This window comes from Altererythrobacter xiamenensis (assembly GCF_900177715.1).
In the GTDB taxonomy this organism is placed as follows: Bacteria; Pseudomonadota; Alphaproteobacteria; order Sphingomonadales; family Sphingomonadaceae; genus Erythrobacter; species Erythrobacter xiamenensis.
The window spans coordinates 259,385-284,214 of the sequence record NZ_FXWG01000003.1 but is presented as its reverse complement, the minus strand read 5'-3'; the positions used below and the strand labels follow the sequence as shown (position 1 = coordinate 284,214).

19 protein-coding genes are annotated in these 24,830 nt (G+C 60.6%); 10 read left to right on the top strand and 9 right to left on the bottom strand.

All coding sequences use genetic code 11. The features are described 5' to 3' along the window. Nucleotides 1-137: 137 nt before the first annotated feature. The 10 genes from CCE89_RS11935 (at nt 138) to CCE89_RS11890 (ending at nt 7,676) form a co-directional block, all read left to right on the top strand. Nucleotides 138-824: a class I SAM-dependent methyltransferase gene (locus CCE89_RS11935; protein ID WP_086438291.1), complete on the top strand. Its 687-nt coding sequence runs from the start codon at nt 138-140 to the stop codon at nt 822-824. Continuing rightward, nucleotides 821-1,288 (top strand): DUF411 domain-containing protein, encoded by a 468-nt coding sequence (locus CCE89_RS11930; protein WP_007163856.1) that lies wholly within the window; start codon nt 821-823, stop codon nt 1,286-1,288. Before CCE89_RS11935 ends, CCE89_RS11930 begins: the two co-directional genes overlap by 4 nt. 44 nt (nt 1,289-1,332) lie before the next feature. Continuing rightward, a complete protein-coding gene (locus tag CCE89_RS11925; protein ID WP_007163855.1) occupies nt 1,333-1,608 on the top strand; it encodes a hypothetical protein in 276 nt (91 codons plus the stop codon). 281 nt (nt 1,609-1,889) lie between these two features. Further along, nucleotides 1,890-3,173 carry an APC family permease gene (locus tag CCE89_RS11920; protein ID WP_232725834.1) on the top strand — a complete coding sequence of 428 codons (1,284 nt, stop codon included), beginning with the start codon at nt 1,890-1,892 and terminating at the stop codon, nt 3,171-3,173. Nucleotides 3,174-3,285: 112 nt separating this feature from the next. Continuing rightward, nucleotides 3,286-4,035 carry a glutaredoxin family protein gene (locus CCE89_RS11915; RefSeq protein WP_143256037.1) on the top strand — a complete coding sequence of 250 codons (750 nt, stop codon included), beginning with the start codon at nt 3,286-3,288 and terminating at the stop codon, nt 4,033-4,035. Then, nucleotides 4,032-4,445: a potassium channel family protein gene (locus CCE89_RS11910; protein ID WP_086438290.1), complete on the top strand. Its 414-nt coding sequence runs from the start codon at nt 4,032-4,034 to the stop codon at nt 4,443-4,445. Before CCE89_RS11915 ends, CCE89_RS11910 begins: the two co-directional genes overlap by 4 nt. Beyond that, a complete protein-coding gene (locus CCE89_RS11905) occupies nt 4,442-4,969 on the top strand; it encodes a DUF305 domain-containing protein (RefSeq protein WP_007163851.1) in 528 nt (175 codons plus the stop codon). Before CCE89_RS11910 ends, CCE89_RS11905 begins: the two co-directional genes overlap by 4 nt. Beyond that, nucleotides 4,966-5,454: a DUF6692 family protein gene (locus CCE89_RS11900; RefSeq protein WP_007163850.1), complete on the top strand. Its 489-nt coding sequence runs from the start codon at nt 4,966-4,968 to the stop codon at nt 5,452-5,454. Before CCE89_RS11905 ends, CCE89_RS11900 begins: the two co-directional genes overlap by 4 nt. 92 nt (nt 5,455-5,546) lie before the next feature. Next, nucleotides 5,547-6,251 carry an NAD(P)-dependent oxidoreductase gene (locus CCE89_RS11895; protein WP_086438289.1) on the top strand — a complete coding sequence of 235 codons (705 nt, stop codon included), beginning with the start codon at nt 5,547-5,549 and terminating at the stop codon, nt 6,249-6,251. Nucleotides 6,252-6,323: 72 nt separating this feature from the next. Then, on the top strand, nt 6,324-7,676 hold the full coding sequence (locus CCE89_RS11890; RefSeq protein WP_086438288.1) for an MBL fold metallo-hydrolase: 1,353 nt from the start codon (nt 6,324-6,326) through the stop codon (nt 7,674-7,676). 11 nt (nt 7,677-7,687) lie between these two features. Here the strand turns inward: CCE89_RS11890 and CCE89_RS11885 are convergent, their stop codons facing one another. The 9 genes from CCE89_RS11885 to CCE89_RS11840 all read right to left on the bottom strand — a co-directional run bounded on the left by CCE89_RS11885 (nt 7,688) and on the right by CCE89_RS11840 (nt 24,816). Then, nucleotides 7,688-10,018, bottom strand: a complete 2,331-nt coding sequence (locus CCE89_RS11885; RefSeq protein WP_007163847.1) for a heavy metal translocating P-type ATPase — start codon at nt 10,016-10,018, stop codon at nt 7,688-7,690. Nucleotides 10,019-10,030: 12 nt separating this feature from the next. Further along, complete coding sequence (locus CCE89_RS11880) at nt 10,031-11,575, bottom strand: multicopper oxidase family protein (RefSeq protein WP_086438287.1); 1,545 nt, start codon at nt 11,573-11,575, stop codon at nt 10,031-10,033. 56 nt (nt 11,576-11,631) lie between these two features. Next, nucleotides 11,632-12,015, bottom strand: coding sequence for a copper-binding protein (locus tag CCE89_RS11875; RefSeq protein WP_234990067.1), 384 nt, complete (start codon nt 12,013-12,015; stop codon nt 11,632-11,634). After that, nucleotides 11,994-15,161 carry an efflux RND transporter permease subunit gene (locus CCE89_RS11870; RefSeq protein WP_086438286.1) on the bottom strand — a complete coding sequence of 1,056 codons (3,168 nt, stop codon included), beginning with the start codon at nt 15,159-15,161 and terminating at the stop codon, nt 11,994-11,996. Before CCE89_RS11870 ends, CCE89_RS11875 begins: the two co-directional genes overlap by 22 nt. After that, nucleotides 15,158-16,648: an efflux RND transporter periplasmic adaptor subunit gene (locus CCE89_RS11865; protein WP_086438285.1), complete on the bottom strand. Its 1,491-nt coding sequence runs from the start codon at nt 16,646-16,648 to the stop codon at nt 15,158-15,160. Before CCE89_RS11865 ends, CCE89_RS11870 begins: the two co-directional genes overlap by 4 nt. Beyond that, nucleotides 16,645-17,880, bottom strand: coding sequence for a TolC family protein (locus CCE89_RS11860; protein WP_086438284.1), 1,236 nt, complete (start codon nt 17,878-17,880; stop codon nt 16,645-16,647). The genes CCE89_RS11865 and CCE89_RS11860 overlap by 4 nt, the downstream gene beginning before the upstream one ends. A 587-nt stretch (nt 17,881-18,467) precedes the next feature. Next, nucleotides 18,468-19,106, bottom strand: coding sequence for a cation diffusion facilitator family transporter (locus tag CCE89_RS11850; protein WP_086438283.1), 639 nt, complete (start codon nt 19,104-19,106; stop codon nt 18,468-18,470). Beyond that, nucleotides 19,103-21,595 carry a heavy metal translocating P-type ATPase gene (locus CCE89_RS11845; RefSeq protein WP_086438282.1) on the bottom strand — a complete coding sequence of 831 codons (2,493 nt, stop codon included), beginning with the start codon at nt 21,593-21,595 and terminating at the stop codon, nt 19,103-19,105. Before CCE89_RS11845 ends, CCE89_RS11850 begins: the two co-directional genes overlap by 4 nt. Next, nucleotides 21,595-24,816, bottom strand: a complete 3,222-nt coding sequence (locus CCE89_RS11840; protein WP_138616261.1) for an efflux RND transporter permease subunit — start codon at nt 24,814-24,816, stop codon at nt 21,595-21,597. Before CCE89_RS11840 ends, CCE89_RS11845 begins: the two co-directional genes overlap by 1 nt. Nucleotides 24,817-24,830 lie beyond the last annotated feature (14 nt).

The following is a 24,830-nucleotide window of genomic DNA, read 5'->3' as shown; positions in this document are numbered from 1 at the left end:
GTCGGTTGCACGGTTCCTATACGCGATGCTTCGCGCAAACCCTCAAGTTTCTTTTTTGAGGGGTGCGGGTCGGCGACGCGTAAGAGGAGTAAGTCAAGCAACAGCGGCAAGTACCAGCGTCGAATAGGAGCCATGGCATGAAAAGCGCGGCAGTTCCGCCAAAAGAGCGCGAGTTCACTCCGCCGCTGGGCAAAAGCTGGCTCACGCCGTTCTATGATCGCGCGATCGCAGTCTTTACGCGCGAGAGACGGTGGCGCCGCGCAATCGTCGAAAAGGCCGCATTGCTGCCCGGCGACAAGGTCATCGATGTCGGGTGCGGCACCGGGACCTTGCTCAGGGCGCTGATGGCCAACTGCCCCGAAGCCGGCTTCATCGGCGTTGAGCCCGACCCCGCAGCGCTGGCTATCGCGCAGCGCAAGTTCGGTGCCGGAGCCGATATGGTCCGGTGGCACAACGGCTTTCTCGATAGTCTCGAGCTTTCCGACGGCTGGCGGCCAAACAAGATCGTCAGCAGCCTCGTCCTTCACCAGGTCCCCGTATCGCAAAAGCGCGCGATCCTCGACCAGATCGAGAACCTGCTCGCCCCCGGGGGCATGGCGCTGATTGCCGACTATATGCGGCAGGATGCTCCACTCATGCGCGCGCTGTTCCGTTCGAGCGTTCAGCTTCTCGACGGCGTCAAGGACACCCAGCCGAGCGCCGACGGAGCCGTCGAGAAATTGCTCGCCGAGATTTTCGCGGACGCCGAATTGCTCGATCGTATCCATACCGCGACCGGAACCATTTCTCTCTGGCGCGGCATCAAGAAAGGCAATGCTCAATGAACCTCATGAAAGATTCGAGACCGCTACGCCGTTCGCTGGCGGCCTCGCTCCTCCTCGCCATTGCAGCCTGCTCGAATGCGGCCCAGGCCGCGACCTACACCATGTTCCGCGACGCAGGGTGCGGCTGCTGTCTCAATTGGGCCGGTCACGTAGAACACGGACTCGAAGCAGAGGTCGCCTCGGTCGACACCGACGACATGGCTGCGCTCAAGACAGCCAGGGGTGTGTCGCAGGATCTGTGGTCGTGCCACACGATGGAAGTCGATGGCTATATCATCGAAGGCCACGTGCCCGCCGATGCCATCGCGAAACTATTACGCGAAAGCCCCGAAGGCGTGGCAGGCCTGGCTGTGCCCGGAATGCCGCTTGGCTCGCCCGGAATGGAAGCCGGGGACCGGGTGCAGCCGTATGATGTCATCGCCTTCGGCTCAGGCGGGCAGCGCGTTTTCGCATCCTACCCGTGACCATGGACAAGCCATCTCAGCGCCAACTCTAACGGAGGACCATCATGTCAGACTATTCGGTCAAAACCTCAATACTGATATGGGGCTGGACACTCAGCCTCTTCCTGCTTTTCAGCTACCTGATCTGCATCGGTTTCGGCCTGCTCGCGCCCGAACAGGCGCACATGCACGAAGCGTGGGCGCCGCTGCTTCCCGGGTTCGAATGGCTGACCATCTCGGGCTTTCTGGCAGGCGCTCTCGGCAGCTTTTTGTACGGTTGGTACATCGCGATCATTGGGGTGCCAATGCTGCGATTTTTCCGGAACCGATTCAGGACGTAGCAGATCGGCGGCGATGGCCGCTTGCCTTGAAACTCGCGGAGCGTTTTTCGGTCGCGCAGGCAGTCCGCTTTAGGCCGCAATTTGCTCGAGCGCCCCGAGCAAAACGCAACTCTCCGGCTTTGTCCTGAAAGTTTTTTGAGGGACGCGGCAAGGGCGAACGTACTGGTCGACATAATCTTTCTTTCACGGGAGACCATCGACAGGGGAAAGTCTTGCAAGACCATGAGCACGAGAATCAAAGCGAAACGGCTGGCTCGATAACCCTGCTGGGCGGCGTTGCGATGGGTACCGGCGTCATGATCGGTGCCGGCATATTCGCGCTGACCGGGCAGATCGCCGAGCTCGCCGGTCCGCTCTTCCCCCTGTCTTTCATCGCCGGCGCGCTGGTAACTTCGCTGGCGGCCTACAGCTATATCAAGATGTCGAACAAATGGCCGTCTTCGGGCGGCATCGCGATGATCTTGCAGAAGGCCTACGGACCCGGCGTCATTGCCGCGTCGGCATCGCTCCTGATGGCTCTGTCGATGGTCATCAATGAAAGCCTCGTGGCCCGCACCTTTGCGACTTACGCGCTGCGCCCGTTTGGCCTCGAAAGCAGCGGGTGGCTCGTTTCGCTGGCAGCGCTTGCACTCATCATCTTCGCCTATCTCGTCAATGCAGCGGGCAACAAGTCGGTAAGCGGCTTCTCGCTCATCATGTCCGCCATCAAGATCGGCGGTATCGCGCTGTTCGCAGTCGCGGCGATCTGGGCCAGCGGATTTTCATCAGGCGCATTTTCGCAGTCCGTTTCGCTGACCAATGCAGAAGCCCTGCTCGCCTCGGTTGCTTTCTCGATCCTCGCCTTCAAAGGCTTCACCACGATTACCAATAGCGGCGGCGAAATCGTTGACCCGCACAAGAATGTCGGCCGAACCATCATGATCTCGATAGCCGTCTGCATCGTGATCTATCTGCTTGTCGCAGTGGCGGTGGGTTCGAGCCTGAGCATATCCGAGATCGTCGAGGCGCGCGATTATTCGCTCGCGGCTGCGGCGCGTCCGGCGCTGGGAGAACTGGGCTTCTATTTCACCGTGGCGATCGCGATCGCCGCCACCACTTCGGGCGTGATAGCGAGCGTATTTGCCGTGTCGCGCATGCTTGCGATGCTGACCGACATGAAGATGATCCCGCACAGCCATTTCGGCATGAGCGGCGGGATTCGCAGCCACATGCTGGTCTATACGGTGGTCATTGCCGGGACGCTTGCGGTCCTGTTCGATCTGTCAAGGATCGCCTCGCTGGGCGCCTTCTTCTACCTCGTCATGGATATGCTGGTTCACTGGGGCGTCCTGCGCCACCTGCGCAAGGAAGTCGGCGCGCGCGCAACAATACTTCTGACAGCGCTCGCGGCAGATGGCGTGGTCCTCGCAGCCTTTACCGCGGCCAAATTGCGCAGCGATCCTGCCGTTGTCGCCTACGCGGCGATCGGCATCGTCGCAGTCTTCGTGGGAGAATGGATCTACCTCTCGCGCAATTCCGAAGCGCCCGCATCTCCTGAAGATGATGGGTCAGGAGAGAAAAGGTGATGGCACCTTCTTCAACCAGCTTTGCCGCTTTTACGCCGGGCTCTTTCGAAACCGTTCACCGAAAACCGGCGTTGAGCACGAGAAACGTCAGGCAAAACAGATGGAGCGATTCATGACGACCCGAACAGCGGCGGTCTACCGTATGGTCATGGAGGACCATGTCTGTCCCTATGGCATCAAGACGGTCGATCTCCTCACACGGCAAGGCTTCGAGGTCGAGGATCATCACCTGACCAGCAGGGAGGAAACCGACGCATTCAAGGACAAGCACAACGTCGAGACCACCCCGCAGACCTTTATCGAAGACAAGCGCACTGGCGGCTATGACGATGTCCGCGAGTTCTTCGGCAAGAGCCGTTCGCAGCCAGAGGAAGGCGAGACCAGCTATCAGCCGGTCATTGCGATTTTCGCGGTCGCGCTGCTGCTCGCGCTAGGGCTGAGCTGGGCGTTTTTTGACGATCTGTTCACCGTCCGGGCCGCGGAATGGTTCGTCAGCCTGTCGATGACCCTGCTCGCCGTCCAGAAGCTTCAGGACGTGCGCAGTTTCTCGACAATGTTCCTCAACTACGATCTGCTCGCACGGCGCTGGGTGCCCTATGGCTTCGTCTACCCGTTCGGCGAAGCCGCTGCCGGCATTCTGATGACCGCAGGCGCGCTGACCTGGCTCTCGGCCCCGCTGGCATTGTTCATTGGCACCGTCGGCACTGTCAGCGTCTTCAAGGCTGTCTACATCGACAAGCGTGAGCTCAAATGCGCTTGCGTCGGTGGGGGCAGCAATGTGCCGCTCGGCTTCGTCTCGCTGACCGAAAATCTGTTCATGATCGGAATGGGTCTGTGGATGGGCGCGAAGCTTCTCGCATGATCACCGCGCTCCTTCTCGCCGTCTTTCTGTTCCTTGCAGCCGTCGCTTCCCACCTTGCCATTCTGGGTGTCGGCCACCGGCTTCTCGATCGCCGCCGCGATACGCTGGGAAAGCTTGCAGTCTCGCTACTCGTGCTCGCGTCGCATTTCCTGGTCGCGATCCTTTTTGCCGCAGGTTTCTGGCTGGGCGCGCAATGGGGCCTGGGAGGGTTCGACAAGGCGCCTTCCATGCACTGGATGGACTACTTCTATTTCTCGCTCATCAACGTGACCACACTGGGCCTGGGCGACATTTATCCGACCGAGCACCTGAGAGTTCTCGCCGGCGTCGAGGCCCTTACCGGCTTCGCTCTCATCAGCTGCTCGGCGCAGCTATTCTGGACCATGATGCAAAAAGGAGAAAAAGCATGACCGAAAAGACCTCCCACTCGGACAAGGGAGGGGGCGGCAGCTACTGGCGATTCATGGCCATGGTGTCGACCTCGACCGTGATCATGTTCTTCCTGATGTATGCCAACACCTTTACCGTCGATGATCTTTTCTGGAGCGAAACGCGCTTCTGGATGATGTTCGTCATGGGCGCGATGATGATGGTTGTCATGCTGCTCTTCATGTGGGGCATGTACAAGGACCGGACCAAGAACTTGATCATCCTGGGCGTCGGGGCCTTTGTGTTCGCGCTCGCACTATGGCTGGTGCGCAGCCAGACCACCGTTGACGATACCGAATATATGGCAGCAATGATCCCGCACCACTCAATCGCGATCATGACCAGCGAACGCGCGAGCCTGAAAGATCCTCGCGTGCGCGAACTCGCGCAGGCCATCATTGTCGCACAGCGCCGCGAAATCGCCGAGATGAAATACCTCATAGACGATATCGAGCAGAACGGTCCTCGAACCGAAGAACGCCTGCCCGAGGAGATGCAGCCATGAACAAGATAGCTTTCACGGCGCTCATCGCGCTGCCGCTTGCCGCCTGCAATTCGAACACCGCTCCGGGCAACGACCGCGAAGCCCAGCTCGACCCGCCTGCCACTGCCGCGCCGATCGAGGACGCGGCCAGTGCACTGGCAAATGTTGACCCGGGCCTCATGCTTCCCGGGACCATGAATGACGCGGACCTTGCTGCTCTGGGCGCAGGACAGGCCTGCCAGTTCCGCCTGACCGAAGTGGCCTTTCCCTCGTTTGTCTATGACGGTGACGGGGGCGGAGCGATCAAGATCAATGGCAAATTGATCCCCGTGACCGCCGATGGCCCTGGCAGCTATGCGAACGGCGAGCTTCGGATCAAAACCCGCATGCTGGATGATGAAGGCGATGCGGGCCTGCAAATGCAGGAGATGATCGTGGCAGCACCAAGAGCCAAGGATGAGTTCGGCTTTTGGGGTTATACCACCTGTCCGGCCGACGGAGCCTGATACTGGCAGGGCGCATGGGCGGGCCGTCGGCTAACCCATGCGCCCGCGCCTCCGCCCTTCGTCGCCCTCACCATTTTTACAGGAACAAGCAGATGACCGATACGAGGCCCATCGCTGTCTTCGGCGCAGGCGGGAAGACCGGCACCGAGCTCTTGAGGCGTGCCATTGCCCGAGACATACCGATCCGCGCCTTTGAACACACCGTGCCTGGGCCAGGCGAGCGGGTGGGCGACTTCGAATATATCGAATGCGATGTGCTGTCGGATAATTTCGCGGGCGATCTCGATGGCTGCCGCGCGGTTATCTCGACCCTCGGTGTCGCTTTCGGTCCGGGCAATGCGATCGATCCACCGCCGCTCTATACCGATGGCACGCGCAACCTGCTCGAGGCGATGGCACAAGCGAAGATCGACCGCATTGCCGTAATCTCCGCTGCCTTCGTCGAACATCAGTCGAGCGTCCCGGCCTGGTTTGAACTCACTGCCAAGCCTGCATTGTTCAATATACTCGAGCAGATGCGCTCCATGGAAGTGATGCTCAGCGACGCCCAAGGTATTAAATGGACGGCCGCACGGCCGGGCTGGCTGCTGGATGAGCCTTACACTGGCGACGCCGTGATTACGGACGAGCGGCTGGCGGAAGGCTGTTTCCGGTGCCGTCATGCTGATCTCGCGGCGAGCCTGCTTGAATTCGTGTGCGAAGACACCTGGATCAACGCAAAGCCTGCCATCGGCAGGCCCGAAGCCGAACGTTTCGAAAGTCCTGGTGCCATCAAGGCCGAACTCGGTATCGATTGAGCGTCGTATCATTTATCGTTCTGTAACAAGCCCGAACGCTACAAGTTTTGAGCAACAGACAAGGAAAATTGTATGTTTCTGGAGAAGATCAAAACCCCTGGCCTCTCGCACCTTTCCTACATCATCGGTTCGGGCGGACAGGCAGCGGTCATCGATCCGCGCCGGGACTTCGAGGTCTATGTCGAAAGGGCCCGGGCTGAAGGGCTGGAGATAACGCATATCTTCGAAACCCATCGCAATGAGGATCTGCTCAGCGGCTCGCCGATCCTTGCGGACTTGACTGGTGCGACGGTTCACCACGGTCCCAATCCGGCCGGAAACGTGGCCTTCGCCAACACTACGCGCGAAGGCGATTGTTTCGAGCTGGGTCAATTGAAGATCGAAGTGCTTGAAACACCTGGACACACCGACGATCATCTCGCTTTCGTCATCCATGACAGCGAATATTCCGAGGGACCGGTCGGCGTCTTTACCGGCGATGCCTTGTTCGTCGGCGATGTCGGACGCACCGATTTCTATCCCGAGCGCAAGGAAGAAGTCGCGGGCCTTCTTTTCGACTCCCTGCAGAAACTTTGCCGCCTCGGCGACCAGGCGATCATCTACCCGGCGCATGGTGCGGGCTCGGTCTGCGGGTCGGGAATGGCGGACCGGGAATTCTCGACAATCGGCCACGAGCGGCGCAACAACCCGCGCCTGCGCATCTCCGACCGCGATGAGTTCATCAAGGCGAAGGTAGCAGAACACCACTACCAACCTCCCTATTTCCGGCTGATGGAACGGCTTAACCTCGAAGGGGCCGATGCCGCGCCGCGGATTATGCGGCCAAGGCGTCTGGGGCTGGACGACCTTCGCGAGAGCGGCGCCGATCACCTGGTCGATGTGCGCGAGCCGCTCGCCTATGCCGCCGGTCATATGCCGGGTGCCATGTGCCTTCCGGTGGGAATGATACCGGCCTTTGCCGGATGGTTCCTCGGTGAAGGCGACAGGATTGCCCTCGTCGCTTCCGAGGAAGACCAGCTAGCCCACGCCATGGCCCATCTGGTGCGCATCGGTCTCGATAATGTTGTCGGCGGCTATGTCGGCGTGGTTCCAGCCGCTGCTCAGGGCAAAGCGATGCGCAGCATTCCCATGATTGGCACCGAGGAAGTCGCGCGCAGGCTCGATCAAGACAGCTGCGAATGGACTTTGCTCGACGTGCGCGACGCGGACGAACGACAAGATGCAAGCATCGACGGGTCAGAGCATATCTATGTTGGCGAGCTCAACAAGCGATGGAAAGAGCTCGACCGCGACCGCCACTACACGCTGATGTGCGCGAGCGGCATGCGGGCGAGCGTTGCGGCAGGCTGGCTCGCAAGCCAGGGCTTCAAGCGCCTCGACATCTATCTCGGTTCCATGGGCGCTTGGAAAAACGCGCATGGCTGAAGTTTGGCCTGTCAGACTTCGAGGCGCAGACCCCGCAGCCGCAGCGCATTGCCTATCACCGATACGGAAGAGAGGCTCATGGCTGCGGCCGCAATCATCGGGCTGAGCAGCACTCCGAAGAAGGGATACAGCACGCCTGCCGCGACCGGAATGCCGAGTGTGTTGTAAGCGAAGGCGAAAAACAGGTTCTGCCGGATGTTGCGCATCGTCCCACGCGACAGCACGATGGCCTGCACCACTCCTGTCAGGTCGCCGCGAACCAGCGTCACGCCTGCGCTTTCGATTGCGACATCGGTGCCGGTGCCCATCGCAATACCAACATCGGCGGCAGCCAGCGCAGGAGCATCGTTGATCCCGTCCCCGGCCATGCCGACCCGGCGACCTTGCGCTTTCAGCTCTTCGATCTTGCGGTGCTTGTCTTCGGGCGAGACATTCGCATGCACTTCGTCGATTCCCATTTCACGGGCGACCGCTTCGGCAGTGCCGCGGCTGTCGCCCGTGAGCATAACGACCCGGATATCGCGCTTGTGCAGTGCCGCAATGACCGCTGCACTGGTAGGCTTGATCGGATCGGCCACCGCGATGAGCCCTGCCGGACGGCCATCGAATGCCACGAACATCACTGTTTGACCCTGCCTGCGGCCACTTTCGGCCGTGCCGAGCCAGGCCTCGTCATCGATCCCGACGCGCCGCATCATCTTCTCATTGCCGATCGCAACCCGGCGGCCCTGGACATTGGCTTCAACACCTTCCCCGGTCGTCGAAGCGAGATCCGTGGCATTGGCGGGCGAGACCCCGCGCGTCCGCGCACCTTCGACGATGGCGTGGGCCAGCGGATGTTCGCTCCCCATTTCGACGCCTGCAACCGCAGCCAGGAAATCGGCTTCGTCGATTCCTTCTGCTGGCGTCACCGCCACCAGATCGGGCTTGCCCATCGTCAACGTGCCGGTCTTGTCGACCACTAGCGTATCGATCTTCTCGAGTGTCTCCAGCGCCTCGGCATTGCGGATCAGGATGCCATGCTGGGCACCCTTGCCCGTGCCGGTCATGATCGACATCGGCGTAGCGAGACCAAGCGCGCAGGGACAAGCGATGATCAGGACCGCAATGGCATTGACCAATGCGTAGGCAAGCGCAGGTGCGGGACCCCAGATTCCCCAGACCACGAAGGTGGCGATGGCTATCACCACCACCGCAGGCACAAACCAGCCCGCCACCTGATCCGCCAGTCGCTGGATCGGTGCGCGGCTGCGCTGCGCCTCGGCCACCATCTGGACGATCTTGGACAGCATCGTGTCCTTGCCCACGCCGGTTGCGCGCATAATGAACCCACCAGTCTGGTTGACTGTGCCGCCGATGACTGTGTCGCCAGCCTGTTTGGCGACCGGAAGCGGTTCGCCGCTGATCATGGATTCGTCGATGGCGCTCGATCCCTCCTCGATTTCTCCATCGACCGGAACCTTATCGCCGGGGCGGACGCGCAGACGATCGCCTGTGGCCAGCTGGTCGAGCGGCACCTCGCGCTCATCGCCGGAGCCGAAGATCTTGACCGCGCTGGGCGGTGCCAGCTCGAGCAATGCGCGCAAGGCGCTCGAGGTCGAGCCCCTGGCCTTGAGCTCGAGGACCTGTCCGAGCAGGACAAGCGTGGTTATGACCGCTGCCGCCTCGAAATAGACCCCGACCCGTCCCGAATGGTCGCGGAACGCTGCAGGGAACAGATCGGGCGCGACCGTCGCCACCACGCTGAACAGATAGGCGATGGCAACGCCAAACCCGATCAGCGTGAACATGTTGAGATTGCGCGTCTTGAGCGACTGGATGGCCCGAACGAAGAACGGCCAGGCTCCCCAAAGAACAACCGGTGTGGCAAGGGCAAACTGCGCCCATTGCGCCCAGGCAGGTTCGATCAGCCCGTCGAAACTGAGCCCCGGTGCCATGTCGCTCATCGCGTAGACGAACAGAGGCAGCGTAAGCAGTGCGCTCCACCAGAACCTACGCCGCATGTCGACCAGTTCGGGGTCGGGGCCATCGCCCAGCGAAACCGTTTCCGGTTCGAGCGCCATGCCGCAAATCGGGCATGAACCTGGCCCGGGCTGGCGGATTTCAGGGTGCATCGGGCAGGTGTAGATCGTGCCTTCGGGCACATCCTCGACCGCGTCGAGATGCGCGCCCGAGAGATAGAGCTCGGGATCGGTGACGAACTTGTCGTGACAGCGCGGCGAACAGAAATAGTGTTTCGCGCCATCATGCGTCGCGATATGCTGAGCCCCGTCGATTGCAACGCTCATGCCGCAAACCGGGTCGATCGCAGTACCCTCGATTACGCTCTCGTTCTTGCTCATCGCCTGTCCTTCCTAGCTCTTCACGACTACGAACTGCCCCATCATGCCTGCATCCTCGTGTTCGAGAATGTGGCAGTGATACATGTAGGGCAGGTCTGGGTCGGTGTGTTCTTCAAAACGCAGGAGAAGGCGTACCTGCTCGCGCGGGTTGACGATCACGGTATCCTTCAAACTGGTTTCCAATGGTGGGGGCGCTCGGCCATCGCGGTCGATCACACGAAACTGGACGTTATGGATATGAAACGGGTGGGCCATCATCGAAGCGTTGGCGATCTCCCAGATTTCCCATTGGCCGACCGGCACACGTTCGTTGATCACATTCATGTCCATCGCAGCACCGTTAATGGACATTCCGCCGCCCATCATGCCCATGTCGAGAACGAAACGCCGGGTTCGGACGGCTGACGACAGGTCGGGTGGAGCAAGCGATGCCAGTTGTGTCGGCACCCTGATGCGCTGGGCCGAACTTGCCGGCCTGATATCGAGGATTTGAAACACGTCTGCGGAAGCATCGCCGCTATCGCCGCGCCCCGTCATCCCGCCGCCCATCATTCCGCGTCCGCCCATCATGTCCATGGCGTTTTCGGGACTGCTGGCAAGAAGGCGAAGCGGGCGTCCTTCCGAGAGATCGATAATTACCTGCGCGCGCTCCCCCGGGGCGAGCCTGACCGAGCGGACGATGTGCGGACGATCGAGCAAGCCGCCATCGCTCGCGATCAGTTGCATCGAACGATCACCTTCGAGCGAAAGATCGTAAAGGCGGGCGTTCGATCCATTGAGGATGCGCAGCCGCAATTGGCCTGTCTGTGCGTCGAACACAGCGTTTTCAGTGCCGTTGACGAATATCCGGCTCCCGCGCACGCCCATCATCCGCGTGTGCACGCTCAGCGGGTACACCAAGCGGCCGGATCCATCGATGACGCGGTCCTGCACGATCAGCGGAATGTCGTCGACGCCATAGTCGCTCGGCAAGTCGAGGCGCTCTTCCTCGTCATCGCGAACAAAAATCGGCGCGGCAAGCCCGGCATAGACCTGCGGCCCGGCTTCGCGTTCCAAATGCGAATGACACCAGTAGAGCGAAGCCCGCTGGCGAACTTCGAAAGAGGGGCTCCAGCGTTCGCCGGGACGGATCAACTGATGCGGTCCGCCATCGGCTGCGGCAGGAAGTTCGAAACCATGCCAATGGACCGTAGCGCCTTCGGCCAGCTTGTTGTCGATATGAAACTGCACCCACTCGCCCCGGCGCATTTCAAGCGTCGGTCCCAGATAGGGTGCGTCGATGCCGATGGTGGGCGAAGCAACACCGGGGACGAATTCCTTCTGGCCCGGTGTCAAAGACAGGCGGAAAACCCGTGCGCCCTGCTCAATCTCGCCACGCTGCAAGGGCGGTATAGCGAGTGGATTGGACCCGTCAGTGCTGTCCAGCATCGATGCGTCTTGCGCCTTGCATCCCGCAAGCGGGAACGCGGCAAAGCCTGCAGCAGCAAAACCAGCGCTTTTGATCAGTGTGCGGCGGTCCACGGGGAATGCCTGGGTGATGCGCGGTATCCGGATCATGCTCCTCCTGTTTCGCGATGGGCGGCACCAGATTTGCCTGGCACCACCCAACCGATTTACTCCTTCGTGATCGACGTGATCACACTGCCTTCAGAACCAGTACGAAATTCAAAGGCAATTCCCTCACCGACGCTTACTTCGCTGCGCAGTTGCTCATCGGCTTCAAAAGCCATGGTCATCGCAGGCCATTCGATCGCTGGGACCGGACCGTGGTCGACGGTTATCGTGCCCGCTTCGGCATCGATTGCAGTGACCGTGCCTTCTGCGCTGACGGTTTGCATTTCGCTGCCAGGTTCCATCATTGGCATATCCTCGCCGTCCATCATCATTTCATTTTCTGCCATCGGCATGTCGTTCATGTCGGCAGTGTCCTGGCCAGAATCGCAGGCCGCCAGCGCCAGCGGAAAGGCCAGTAGGCTCATGAGGGTTGTGGTACGCATTCTTCTTCTCCTTGCGGTTGGGTTGGCCGTTCGGGCCGGGGGCGCCGCATCAACAAATATGCGGCGGGGATAACGAACATCGAAAGCAGCGGCGCGGTGATCATGCCGCCCAACATCGGCGCGGCGATGCGGCTCATGACCTCCGAACCTGCGCCGGTTCCAATGAGGATAGGGAAGAGACCGGCAAGAATGACGGCCACGGTCATCGCCTTGGGACGCACGCGCAGACGAGCACCCTCCCTGATGGCTTCGCCCACGCCGTCCGCATCGAGGGCACCGCTGCGCCGGGCCAGCGCAGACTTGAGGTAGATCAGCATGATGACGCCGAACTCGGCAGACACACCGGCAAGCGCAATAAAACCCACCGATGTCGCAACAGACTGGTTGTAGCCCATCAGATAGAGCAGCCAGAAGCCGCCGGTGAGGGCAAAGGGCAGCGTGCCCATAACAAGTAGCGCTTCGTCGAAGCGGCGGAAGATCAGGTACAGCAAAACGAAAATGATGCCGAGCGTCGCGGGAACGACGACCTGCAACCGCTCATTGGCGCGGGTGAGATATTCAAACTGGCCCGCGTAGGAAATGCTTACACCGGCAGGCAGATCGACGCCCTCTGAAACTGCCGCCTGAAGATCGCTTACGACCGAGGTCAAATCGCGCCCGCGCGTATCGACATAGACCACGCTGATGAGACGGCCTTGCTCATTCTTGAGCATCGGGGGGCCATCGCTGACGCTCACCTGCGCTACGGTGCCGAGCGTAATTTGCTGGCCAGAGGGGGTTAGCAAAGGCAGCGCGTGCAGTTCTGCGAGGCTGTCGCGGATCTCGCGCGGATAGCGCACATTGATGGGATATCGCGCCAATCCTTCGACCGTTCTGCCGATATTCGCGCCGCCGATCGCGCCTGACACAATCTGCTGAACATCGGCGATATTCAGCCCGAAACGCGCCGCAGCGACCTGGTCGATGTCCACATCGACATAGCGGCCTCCCGAAAGACGCTCTGCCAAAGCGGAGCTGACGCCGGGAACCTGTTTTGCGACATTCTCGACCTGCAACGCCACGCGCTCGATCTCGCCAAGGTTCTCGCCAGACACTTTCACGCCTATCGGGCTCTTGATACCGGTCGCGAGCATGTCGATGCGATTGCGGATCGGGGGCACCCAGACATTGGCGAGCCCCGGCACCTGCACCGCACGATCAAGCTCTTCGACGAGCTTCTCCGGCGTCATTCCGGGTCGCCACTCTTCTCGAGGTTTGAACCGGATGGTCGTCTCGAACATCGTGAGCGGCGCCGGGTCTGTTGCGGTATCCGCGCGTCCTGCCTTGCCGAACACGGTGTCGACTTCGGGTACGGATTTGATCAGTCGATCAGTCCGCTGAAGCAATGCCGACGCTTCACCAGGAGACAGACCAGGCAACGCGCTTGGCATATAAAGCAAGTCGCCTTCGTCGAGCGGCGGCAGGAATTCTCCTCCAAGGCGGGTGAACGGGACCAGCGCTGTAAGGAATACGAGGCCTGCCACAACCAATGTGGTTTTCGGTCGGCGCATTACCCAATCAAGACCGGGCCGGTAGGCGTTGGTCAGCAAGCGATTGAGGAGGTTGGTGTCCTCCTTGGGTATCTTGCCGCGGATCAGCCAGCCCATGAGTACGGGAACCAGTGTCACCGACAGAATGGCGGCCGCCGCCATGGCATAGGTCTTGGTAAAGGCCAGTGGGGAAAAAAGGCGGCCTTCCTGCGCCTGCAGAGTAAACACCGGCAGGAACGATAGGGTTATGATCAGGAGGCTGAAAAACAGCGCTGGCCCCACCTCTTTCGATGCGTCCGCAATCAGTTTCCAGCGTTCATCGTTGGACATCTGCTCGTCGGGATGGTCCTCTTCCCAATGCTCGATATGCTTGTGCGCGTTCTCGATCATGACGATGGCAGCGTCGACCATCGCGCCGATTGCGATGGCTATGCCGCCCAAGGACATGATGTTCGCATCGACCCCTTGAAAACGCATCACGATAAAGGCCGCCAGCACCCCCAATGGAAGCGTGACGATCGCCACCAATGCTGACCGCACATGCCATAAGAATAGCGCGCAAACGATCGCGACGATAATAAACTCGGCGATGAGCTTTCCGGTCAGGTTTTCGATCGAGGCATCGATCAGCTTCGAACGATCATAGGTCGTGACAATCTCGACCCCTTCGGGAAGACTGGCCTGGAGCACGTCGAGCTTCTCTTCGACAGCCGCGATGGTTGCCCGCGCATCCTCACCCTGTCTGAGCACGACAATACCGCCTGCGACCTCGCCTTCGCCATTGAGTTCGGCGATTCCTCGCCGCATTTCGGGGCCAAGCTGGATCGTGGCGACATCGGACAAGGTGACGGGGATACCGTTACCCACCGATTTCAGCGGAATCTGTCTGAAGTCGTTGAGAGATGTGAGATAGCCCGAAGCGCGGACCATGAATTCGGCCTCGCCCATTTCAACCACCGATCCGCCGGCCTCCTGATTTGAGGCCTGGATGGCACGCACGACATCGCTGTATGTGACGCCAAGCGAAGCCATCCGGTAGGGTTCCAGCACGACCTGGTACTGCTTGACCATGCCGCCAACGCTTGCAACCTCTGCAATGCCGGGGATGGTCTGGAGCTCATAGCGCAGGAACCAGTCCTGAAGACTTCTGAGCCCAGCAAGATCGCTGTTCCCCGTTCGGTCGACGAGAGCATATTCGTAAATCCAGCCCACCCCCGTCGCGTCCGGCCCCAGCGAGCTTGTCACACCTTCGGGCAATTCGTTTTGCACTTGGTTGAGATATTCCAGCACGCGCGAGCGCGCCCAGTAGAGGTCCGTACCGTCCTCGAAGATCACATAGACGAAGCTGTCGCCGAACATCGAATAGCCGCGCACCGTTTCCGCGCCCGGCACCGAGAGCATCGTCGTTGCGAGCGGGTATGTGACCTGATCCTCAACGATGCGCGGAGCTTGGCCCGGATAATTAGACCGCACCACGACCTGCACATCAGACAGATCGGGGATCGCATCGACAGGCGTTGCGCGCACCGCCCAGAAGCCAGCCAGCGTGACCGCGATAGCCGCCAGAACGATGAAAAACCGATTGGCGATCGATGCATCGATTATGCGCGCGATCATCGGTCGGTCGCCCGAATGGATTCGATACGCGGACCGGTGTCGTGCTGCGAGAACGTAAACTCGACCTTGTCGCCCGGTTCAATACCGTCAACTAGAGCGGCGTCTTCGAGTGCGAAGGGCATGACCATGCTCGGCCATTCGAGAGCGGGAACCGGCGCGTGATTGAGAGTGATCGAAGCACCAGCGATTTTCGTCACTCTTCCCGTAGCGGTGTACGTCCTCATGTTTGGCGAGCCTTCCGACGCCATGCTCATGGTCCCATCGATCGACCTGACGTCGATCCCGCTAAGACTTGCTTCGGAGTCGATCAGGAACTGACCTGAAGTGACGACCTGCTCGCCCTCCGTAAGGCCTGCGAGTATCTCTGTCCTGCCATTCGCTTCGCGCCCGATTTCGACCTCAGCAGGCAGGAACGCGCCTTCATCCTGCTTGAGCATCACGAGATTTCGGCGTCCGGTTCGAATGACCGCCTCCGACGGTACCAGCAAGGCTCGCCGTGTGTCGGGTGAAAGCGACACCTGCGCGAACATCCCCGGTTTCAACCTGCCGCGCGGATTGGGTAGCTCAGCCCGAACGGTGATGGTTCGGCTCGCGGCATCGGCGCTTGGAAGGATGGCAACAATCCGTCCCGCAAATCGCTGATCCGGATACGCTGCCAAGGTCGCACTGATGGGCTGGCCCTGCCGGACATTTGCGGCCTGGACTTCAGGAACCGAAGCTTCAAGCCATATCGGCGTAAAGCCCGTAATCTCGGCCAAAGTCTGACCTTCCATTACAGTCATGCCCGAGCGCACCCCAAGCATTGTTACGGCACCGCCCACGGGAGCCGTGACGGTGATCGTGTTTTGAGCTCTGCGTGTGCGTTCAACCGACGCGATCATTGCATCGGTCATGCCGAGCAAGCGCATGCGCTGCCGCATCGCGTCTGCAAGTGCCTGATCGCCGGTATCGAGCACAGCAATGTATTCACGCTGCGCGCCGCCCCAGTCAGGGACAAGAATGTCGACTATCGGAGCGCCGCGACGCACGACATCGTCCTGTGCAAGACCATAGGTGCGTTGGACATATCCGCCCGCTCTTGGCTGGACGATGGCAACATCCCGGCTGTTGTACGCGAGGACGCCCGTCACGGTGATTTCCGGCTCGAGAACTCCGAACTCGGCCGCTGCAGTGCGAATGCCGAAATTCTGGACAAGGCCCGGATCGATCCGGACGCCCGCTTCCGCAGCTTCTCCCGCGCACTTGGGAACCAGCATCATGTCCATGAAGGGCGACTTACCGGGCTCGTCAAAGCGTTGTCCGGGCACCATCGGATCGTACCAATAGAGCACGTCCTCACAGTCAGTATCCGTCGCCGACCCAGCCCCGCTGCTCTCGCCGCCGAGCATGTGAAGACCGTAGCCAGCAGCCAGGCTGACAAGGGCAATACCTAGCCCAGCCGCAAACAAGCGTTGGCGCTGCGTAAATCGTTCGAGCACGGAGTTCATGGCCTGCCCTCCCCGTATGTGAGTTGTAGTTTGACCGCCGCCTGCACCGCCGCCTGTTCGCGTTCGAGAATTTCCAGCTCGAGCAGGGCAAGTGCGGATTTCGCCGCAATCACATCGACGAGATCGGCACGCCCGGCCGCAAAGCTGGCTGTCTCGAGCTCAACGCGGTCACGCGCGAGCGGAAGAAGTTCATCACGCGCGCGGCGCCATTGGCGCGTAGTGCTGCGCCAAGTGGCGAGATGGGCTTCGAAATCCGCAACCAGCGCGCGCCTGCGATCCTCGCGGTCGGCCAAAGCGGCAGCGGCATCGGCTTCGGCGGCGGCGATGCGCGGATTCTGCCGCCGGTCGGTGAAGATCGGAAGAGTAATCGACCCCATGACCGACACCGCATCGCCAAACGCCTGGTCGCGACGACCATAGGTGACGCTCACCCCAAAATCCGGCCGCTTTTCAGCGCGAGCGAGCGCCACACCGGCTTCGGCCCGATCTTGTTCCGCATCGGCCAGAATGAGTTCGGGATTCTCTTCCAGTTCGAAGCGAAGCTGGTTTTCATCCAGAGCCGCCGTGGGAGCCTCACCCAAGGCAACCGGGTCAGGGAACGGTATGTATCGGGAAAGCTGCGCTTGCGCCGTCTCGCGCTCGGCCTCGATCGACGTCGCTGCATCCTCGATCCCAAGCAGTTCGCGCCGGATCGCCAGACTCTCTGCCGGGCGGGCCGACCCGGAGGCGACGGCGCTGTTCGCTGCGGGTACGAATGCCCTCAATTCGTCCAGCGCGGCGTGGGCAAGCTCAATCCGCGCCTGCGCATAATAGAGCCTCACCCAAGCCGTTCCCGCATCGGCGAGGAGATCACGGTCGGTCACACCCAGGCGCGCTTCGGCTAGCCTCACTTCCGAACTGGCAACGCCGAATTTCGCCCGTCGGCGGGCGAGGTTGGGTATCTCCTGCTCGATACCGATGGCGACTTGCGTAGGAAGTTGCCGGTCAAGCTCGAACGCCGCGGGACCGCTGACCGGAAGATTCATAACCCCTGCGCGTACACGCGGGTCAGGAAGCTCGTCTGCCGCTTCCGCAGCCTCGCGCCGTGATTGCACACGCAGCGCGCCAGCTTCTAGAGCGGGTTGCTCGACTCTTACCGATGCAAGGGCTTCTTCGTATCCGACAGACTGCGCTTGCGCAGCTTGTGCGCTGAGCAGGGCCGAAAACGGCAACAAGCCAATTCGCCAATCCATAATTCTCACTCTTTCAAAGCGAACTGGCCGGGAACGACTGCGGCGTACGCGTCAATCGACACGGCGCAAGTCAAGTAATCCGTCAAGCTCGCAAACGGCGCAGAGCACCGCCCGGGAAATGCTAGATGGTGAGTTCAGTTTGTGGAGGGGGAGATTCCGGCGGTCGAGGCTGGCCGTCGAGCCTGCTGGCGCTAGCGGCCAGATACGTAGGCGCAACACGAAACGGTCCTGCATGCGCCAGTCCCGGACCCGCAAGCGCTAGCGGCGGGAGGCAATTCATGGCTACGAGACAATCGAGGCTCATCTCGCAGCATGAGCCATGCTGTTCGGTGGAGTCCGTTTCGGAAACCATCTGTTCGGGCATCGCGTGTTCAGACATGCAGTGCTCGGCCATGCTTTGCGCCATTTCAGCACAATCAGCCGACCCAGCCATATCGCTCTGCGGAACGGCCGCTTGCGCAGCAACCTGCACAAACAGTCCGAAACTGAAGCAAATCAGGGTCAAGGCGCGAACAAACTTCACGAACCTGCGATAGTCTGAATACGGAGCCGAGGCAATCCAGCGACCAAAATGCGAATTTCGAGCATCATCTTCCGAATTCGTCGCCTTTGATATGTTCGGTGCCCGCTTCCTTATGCTTATCCCTGTGCGCATCGAGAAGGATATCGATCCCGCCATACAGGGCAATGCCAGCAACCGCGATCCCAACCACGAGATCCGGCCAATTTGCGCCTGTAAGCATAACGATGATCCCGGCGACGATGATGCCGCCGTTCGATATGAAATCGTTGAAGCTAAAGGTGGTCGCTGCGCGCAGATTAACATCCTTTTGCTGAAGCTTCTGGAGCATGCGCAGGCAGATGAGGTTCACCACCGCCGCGATGGCCGCCATGGCGATCATCATCAGGCCGCCCGGCTCCGAGCCTTCGATGAAACGCCTGACGGCATCGGCGATAACACCTCCGGCGAAGATCAGGAGCATGATGCCTGAGAAACGCGCGGCCCCTCGTTTCCAGGATTGCGAACGGGTGAGAGCCAGAAGACTGAGCGCGTAGACAAATGCATCGGAAGAATTGTCGAGCCCGTTGGCCAAGAGCGCGTTCGAGTCCGCAAAATAGGCAACGACAAAGAAACCAACCGCGATTGCGACGTTGAGCCACAATACGATCCACAATGTGCGTCGTTTGTCCGCCGAATCCAGATCGAAGTCATCGTTGCAGCTCATACTGGCTTCTCCGCTATGTCTTTTGTGCTGCCCTTCTCTTTATACGCCAGAAGGCGAAGCGCATTGGCGACCACGATCAGCGTTGATCCCTCGTGAACCGCGACAGCGGGGCCTATCCCGAGACCGAAAATGGTTGCCGGGATGAGCACGACAACAATTCCAAGACTGACGATCATATTCTGCCGGATGATCGACCGGGTCTGTCGGCTCAGATCGACGGCGAAAGGCAGTCGGGCGAGATCATCGGCCATCAGCGCGACATCGGCTGTCTCCAATGCAACGTCCGATCCGGCAGCCCCCATTGCTATCCCGACGGTGGCATTCGCCATGGCCGGAGCGTCATTGACCCCGTCTCCGACCATCGCAACCTTGTCCTGGCCGGCAAGCTTGCGGATGGCCTTGACCTTGTCATCGGGCATGAGATTGCCCCAGGCCTCGTCGAGGCCGACTTCCGTTCCAACCGCATCGGCCACTCTTTGGTCGTCGCCCGAGATCATGATCATTCGGGTGATCCCGAGGCCGCGCAACGCTTCGAGCGTCGCCTTTGCCGCCGCTCGCGGCGTGTCGAGCAAACCGATCGCTCCGAGATCGCGCGTTTCCGAGCGAACGCCCATTGTCGTTCGCCCGCGCTCGCGCATGCCCTCGATAGCATCCGACAGTTCGGCACTGAGCGGAGGGACCCCGTCTTGCCCGAACATTTCGAGCTTTCCGATCCACACCCGCTCACCGCCGACAAGCGCGGTGATGCCCTTGCCTGTGAAGCTTTCGAGATTGGTAGCTTCGGGCAGAGTCTCATCGCCAAGCCGCTGCTTGCCGTCCCTGACAATCGCCTGTGCCAGGGGATGATCGCTCAGATTTTCAGCCGCCGAAGCAATCGCAAGCAGTTCGTTTTCAGATACACCCTGCTCGGGTTCGACATCGGTAATGCGGGGTTCGCCTTCGGTAAGAGTACCGGTCTTGTCGAACGCGATGGCCTTGAGCGCACCGAGATCCTCGAGCGGCGCGCCGCCCTTCACCAGAATGCCGCTGCGTGCAGCTCTGGCCACTCCGGACAAGACCGCGCTCGGGGTCGCGATCGCCAAAGCGCACGGGCTAGCAGCCACAAGCACCGCCATCGCCCGGTAGAAACTGTCGCGGAACGGCTCGTCGATGACAACCCATGCGAAAAGGAGCAGGCCGGCCAGAGCGAGCACGGCAGGCACGAAAATTCGCTCGAAGCGCTGCGTGAAGCGCTGGGTAGGAGATTGCTGAGCCTCGGCTTCGCTCACCATTTGGACGACCTTGGCTAGGGTCGTATCGCTCGATCGCCGGGTCACTTCCACTTCGAGCGCGCCCGATCCGTTGATCGTCCCCGCGAAGACGCGATTGTCATCCGCAAGATTGTCAGGATTGGCGCGCGCAGAAGCGACATCCGAAACCGCGCTCTTGTCGACCGGCACGCTTTCGCCGGTCACCGGAGCCTGATTGATGGCACTGACGCCGTCCAAGATGAAGCCGTCAGCCGGAAGGCGTTCGTTCGGACGCACGATTACCACGTCGCCTAGCGCAAGCTCCTCGACCGGGATCTCAACTACGTCAGGTCCGCGCTTTACCCGTGCGGTGTCCGGGGCAAGCTCGGCGAGCGCTTCGATAGCTTTCTTCGCGCGCCCCATCGCGTAGTGTTCGAGCGCGTGGCCGAAACTGAACAGGAACAGCAGTAGCGCGCCTTCGGCCCATTCCCCGAGAAAGGCGGCGCCCGCAGCGGCGACAAGCATGAGGCTGTCGATTTCGAACCGGCGGAGGCGCAAATTGTCCCACGCCTCTCGGAGAGTGAAGAAGCCTCCGAAGAAATATGCCGCTATATAGCAAGCGAACGGCAGCCAGACCGGATGCCCGTCCCACAGTTTCTCGATCCCGAAGCCGATGGCGAGAAATGCGCCCGAAGCGAGCGAGAAAAAGAGTTCAGTATTAGCGCCGAAGATGCCGCCGTGACTGTGCCCGGAATGATCTTTATCGTCATGGCGGTGTTCTTCAGCATCCCTGGCATTTGCGGCGATTTTGTCGGCCTTGATTGAAACCCCCAGTTCTTGCAGCGCATTGGCAATCGCGGTCTCATCGGTACGCCGGCGGTCGAACTCGGCGACCAGCTTTCCGCTCGCATCGGCATTTGCTTCAAGTACGCCGGATTCGCGGGCTACCAGATCTGCGACCGTCTGCGCCCGGCGCACCGAATTAATGCCCTCGGTTTGCCACACAACATGCCCGTAGCGCCCGGAAATTTCCGCTCCTGCTACGTGCGCAAGTTCTCTGATCCGCGCGATCGTGAGACGATCGGGATCGTAAGATATTGCAAGCTGGGCAGGTGTACTGTTCGATCCTGCAAGGACCTCGACCGCATGCACCCCGGCCCGCGAACTGAGCAACGACTGCAGCCGAGCGATACATCTGTCGGTGTCGCTCGGAATGTCCGGGAGAAGCGACGATAGTTCGAGTTCGATATTCCGTGTCACTAGCTGTCGCTCCTCGCTGCTGCTGATGTCTCAACCTGGGTCGCGCGCGGTTTTCTCGCGAAGATCAGGCTTACAATGGCTGGCAATACGAACAGGGTGAGCGCGGTGGCGGTGATCAACCCGCCAATGACAACCGTAGCCAATGGACGTTGCACTTCGGCCCCGGTTCCCGTCGCAAGCGCCATCGGAACAAAGCCGAGCGATGCGACAAGCGCTGTCATCAACACTGGCCGCAGCCGTGCGATCGCGCCCTCGATGATCGCGTCGCCCAGTTCCAAGCCTTGTTCGAGACGCTGCTTGATCGCTGTGATCATGACGAGGCCGTTCAGCGTCGCAACTCCGGAGAGAGCAATGAACCCCACCGCTGCCGAGATGGAAAAAGGCATGCCGCGCATAGCCAGGAAAAAGACCCCGCCAGCCAGTGCCATGGGGATTGCGCTGAACACCGCCAGCGCAGGGACCCAACCGCCGACCGCCAAATACAGGAGCAACAAGATGACGCCGAAGGCGAGCGGAACCACGATCAGCAGACGCTGCTGAGCCTGTTGCAGGTTCTGGTACTGACCGCCCCATTCGATGAACGATGCGGAAGGCAAATCAACGCCTGCAGCGACCTCGGATTGCGCCTGTTCGACGAATGACCCAAGATCGCGCTCGCGCACGTTGGCGGATACGATCACCAGCCGGCGACCCTGCTCGCGCCGGACCTCGGCCAAGCCATCAATCACCTGAAACTTTGCCACTGCGCGCAACGGCACGGTTCCTCCATTGGGAAGCACGATCGGCAATGATCCGAGCTGGTCGAAGTCATTGCGATTTGCATCCGATAGCCTGACCACGACATCGAAACGTCGATCGCCTTCGAACACCAGCCCTGCGTTTCGACCTCCAAGCGCTATGGCAACGGACTGCGCCACGTCTTCGACCGTGAGGCCGTAGCGCGCAATCGTTGGCCTATCGAAGGCTATATCGAGCGTCGGAAAACCCGAAACCTGCTGGACCTTCACATCGGCCGCGCCCTCGACACCGCGGAGCACGACCGCGACCTGGTTTGCAGCCGCAGTCATAGCCGTAAGATCATCCCCGTAGAGTTTGACCGCGACATCGCCGCGAACGCCTGCGATGAGCTCGTTGAAGCGCAGCTCGATGGGCTGGCTGAATTCGTAGAGATTACCAACGAGATTACCGAGCGCCTCTTCCATCTCGCTTACAAGCTGATCCTTAGACAGCGAGGGGTCCGGCCATTCTTCGCGCGGTTTGAGGATAACATAGGCATCCGAGATGTTCGGCGGCATAGGGTCGGTCGCGACCTCTGCCGTGCCGGTGCGCGAGAATACCAGCTCAACCTGCGGGAATTGCTTCAATCGCGCTTCGACCTGGCGCTGCATTGTAAGCGACTGCTCCAGTGGGGTGGAAGGAATACGCAATGACTGGACAGCCAGATCACGCTCGTCGAGCTGCGGTGTAAATTCGCTGCCGATGAAGCTGAAGACAAGCGCCGCGAGCGCGAACACGCCGACTCCGGTACCGATGACAGGCCATGGACGGGCAAGCGCTCTGCGCAGCAGCGGACCATAGCGCTCTTTCGCCAATCGGATGGGCTTTGCTTCCTGCTCGTTGATTTTCTTGTTCAGCAAGAGAGCGATCATCGCTGGGACGAAAGTAAGCGAGAGTATGAATGCTGAGGCAAGTGCCAGCATCACCGTGATGGCCATGGGCGAAAATGTCTTGCCCTCAACCCCGGTGAAGGTGAGGAGCGGCGCAAAAACCAGAAAGATGATCGCCTGGCCATACACCGTTGGCTTGATCATCTCATGCGCCGCTGCCCGCGTCTCGGCAAGGCGTTCGCGCAGTGTGAGCAAACGTCCCTCGTGCTCCTGCCTTGCGGCGAGGCGCGCGATGCTGTTTTCGACGATGATGACAGCGCCATCGACAATCAGGCCGAAATCAAGCGCACCAAGACTCATCAGGTTGCCAGATACGCCAAGCCGGTTCATGCCAATAGCTGCCATCAGCATCGACAAAGGGATGACCAGAGCTGCAATGATGGCGGCGCGGATGTTTCCAAGCAGCAGGAACAAAACGACAATGACGAGCAGCGCGCCCTCGACAAGGTTGTTGCGTACCGTCACGATGGTCGCATCGACGAGTGTCGAACGGTTGTAGACGATCTCCGCCTCAACTCCTGCTGGAAGCGACGACCGTACCTCGTCGAGCCTGTCGGCAGCACCCGCAGCTACGGTGCGGCTGTTTTCGCCTGCGCGCATCAGCACAGTACCGACGACGGCTTCCTCGCCATTCAGCGAGGCTGCACCTGTGCGGAGATCGCCGCCAATTTCGACCGTTGCCACGTCGCCGACGCGGATCGGCACACCTTCGCGCGTTGCCACCACTGCCTGCGCAATGTCTTCTACGGAATTCAGCCGGGAATCGACCCGTGCAAGAAGAGCTTCGCCAGCCCGTTCGACAAAGTTGGCGCCTTCGGCCTGGTTCGCCGCTTCCAGCGCGGTAATCAGCTGGTCGAGCGAAACGCCGTAGCCGTTGAGGCGGTCGGGGTCTGGCTGCACCAAGTACTGCTTCTCAAAGCCACCGATCGAGTCTACGCCCGCCACGCCGTTGGCCGAACGCATCAGCGGCGCGACGACCCAATCCTGTACCGTACGCAGATAGGCGGCTCTCGCCACCGCCGTGTCCAATCGCTCGCCCCGGTCCGTGACAAAGCTGCCGTCATTCTGCCAGCCAACAGCACCACCCTTGGGCGCATCGGTTCCGCCCGGATGCTCAAACTCGATGGTATACATCAACACCTCGCCGAGACCGGTCGCAATCGGACCCATCGACGGCTCCGCGCCTGCAGGAAGCGAAGAGGCGAGCGTGGCGAGCCGTTCCTCCACCTGCGATCGCGCGAAATAGATATCCGTGCCTTCCTCGAAGATCGCCGTGACCTGGCTAAAGCCATTGCGCGAGATCGAGCGGGTCATCTCCAGTCCCTCGATTCCGGCCATGCCGGTTTCGACAGGGAAGGTTACCTGCGTTTCGATCTGCGAGGGCGAGAGCGCCGGTGCCTCGGTGTTGATCTGCACCTGAACATTGGTGATGTCCGGCACCGCATCGATGGGCAATCGGGCGAGATTGAAAGCCCCCCAAATCGCTACGCAGAGGGCCAGAACCACGACCGCCCAGCGGTTTCGAACAGACCAGTCTAGGACGCTGCCAATCACGCCATCATGGCTGC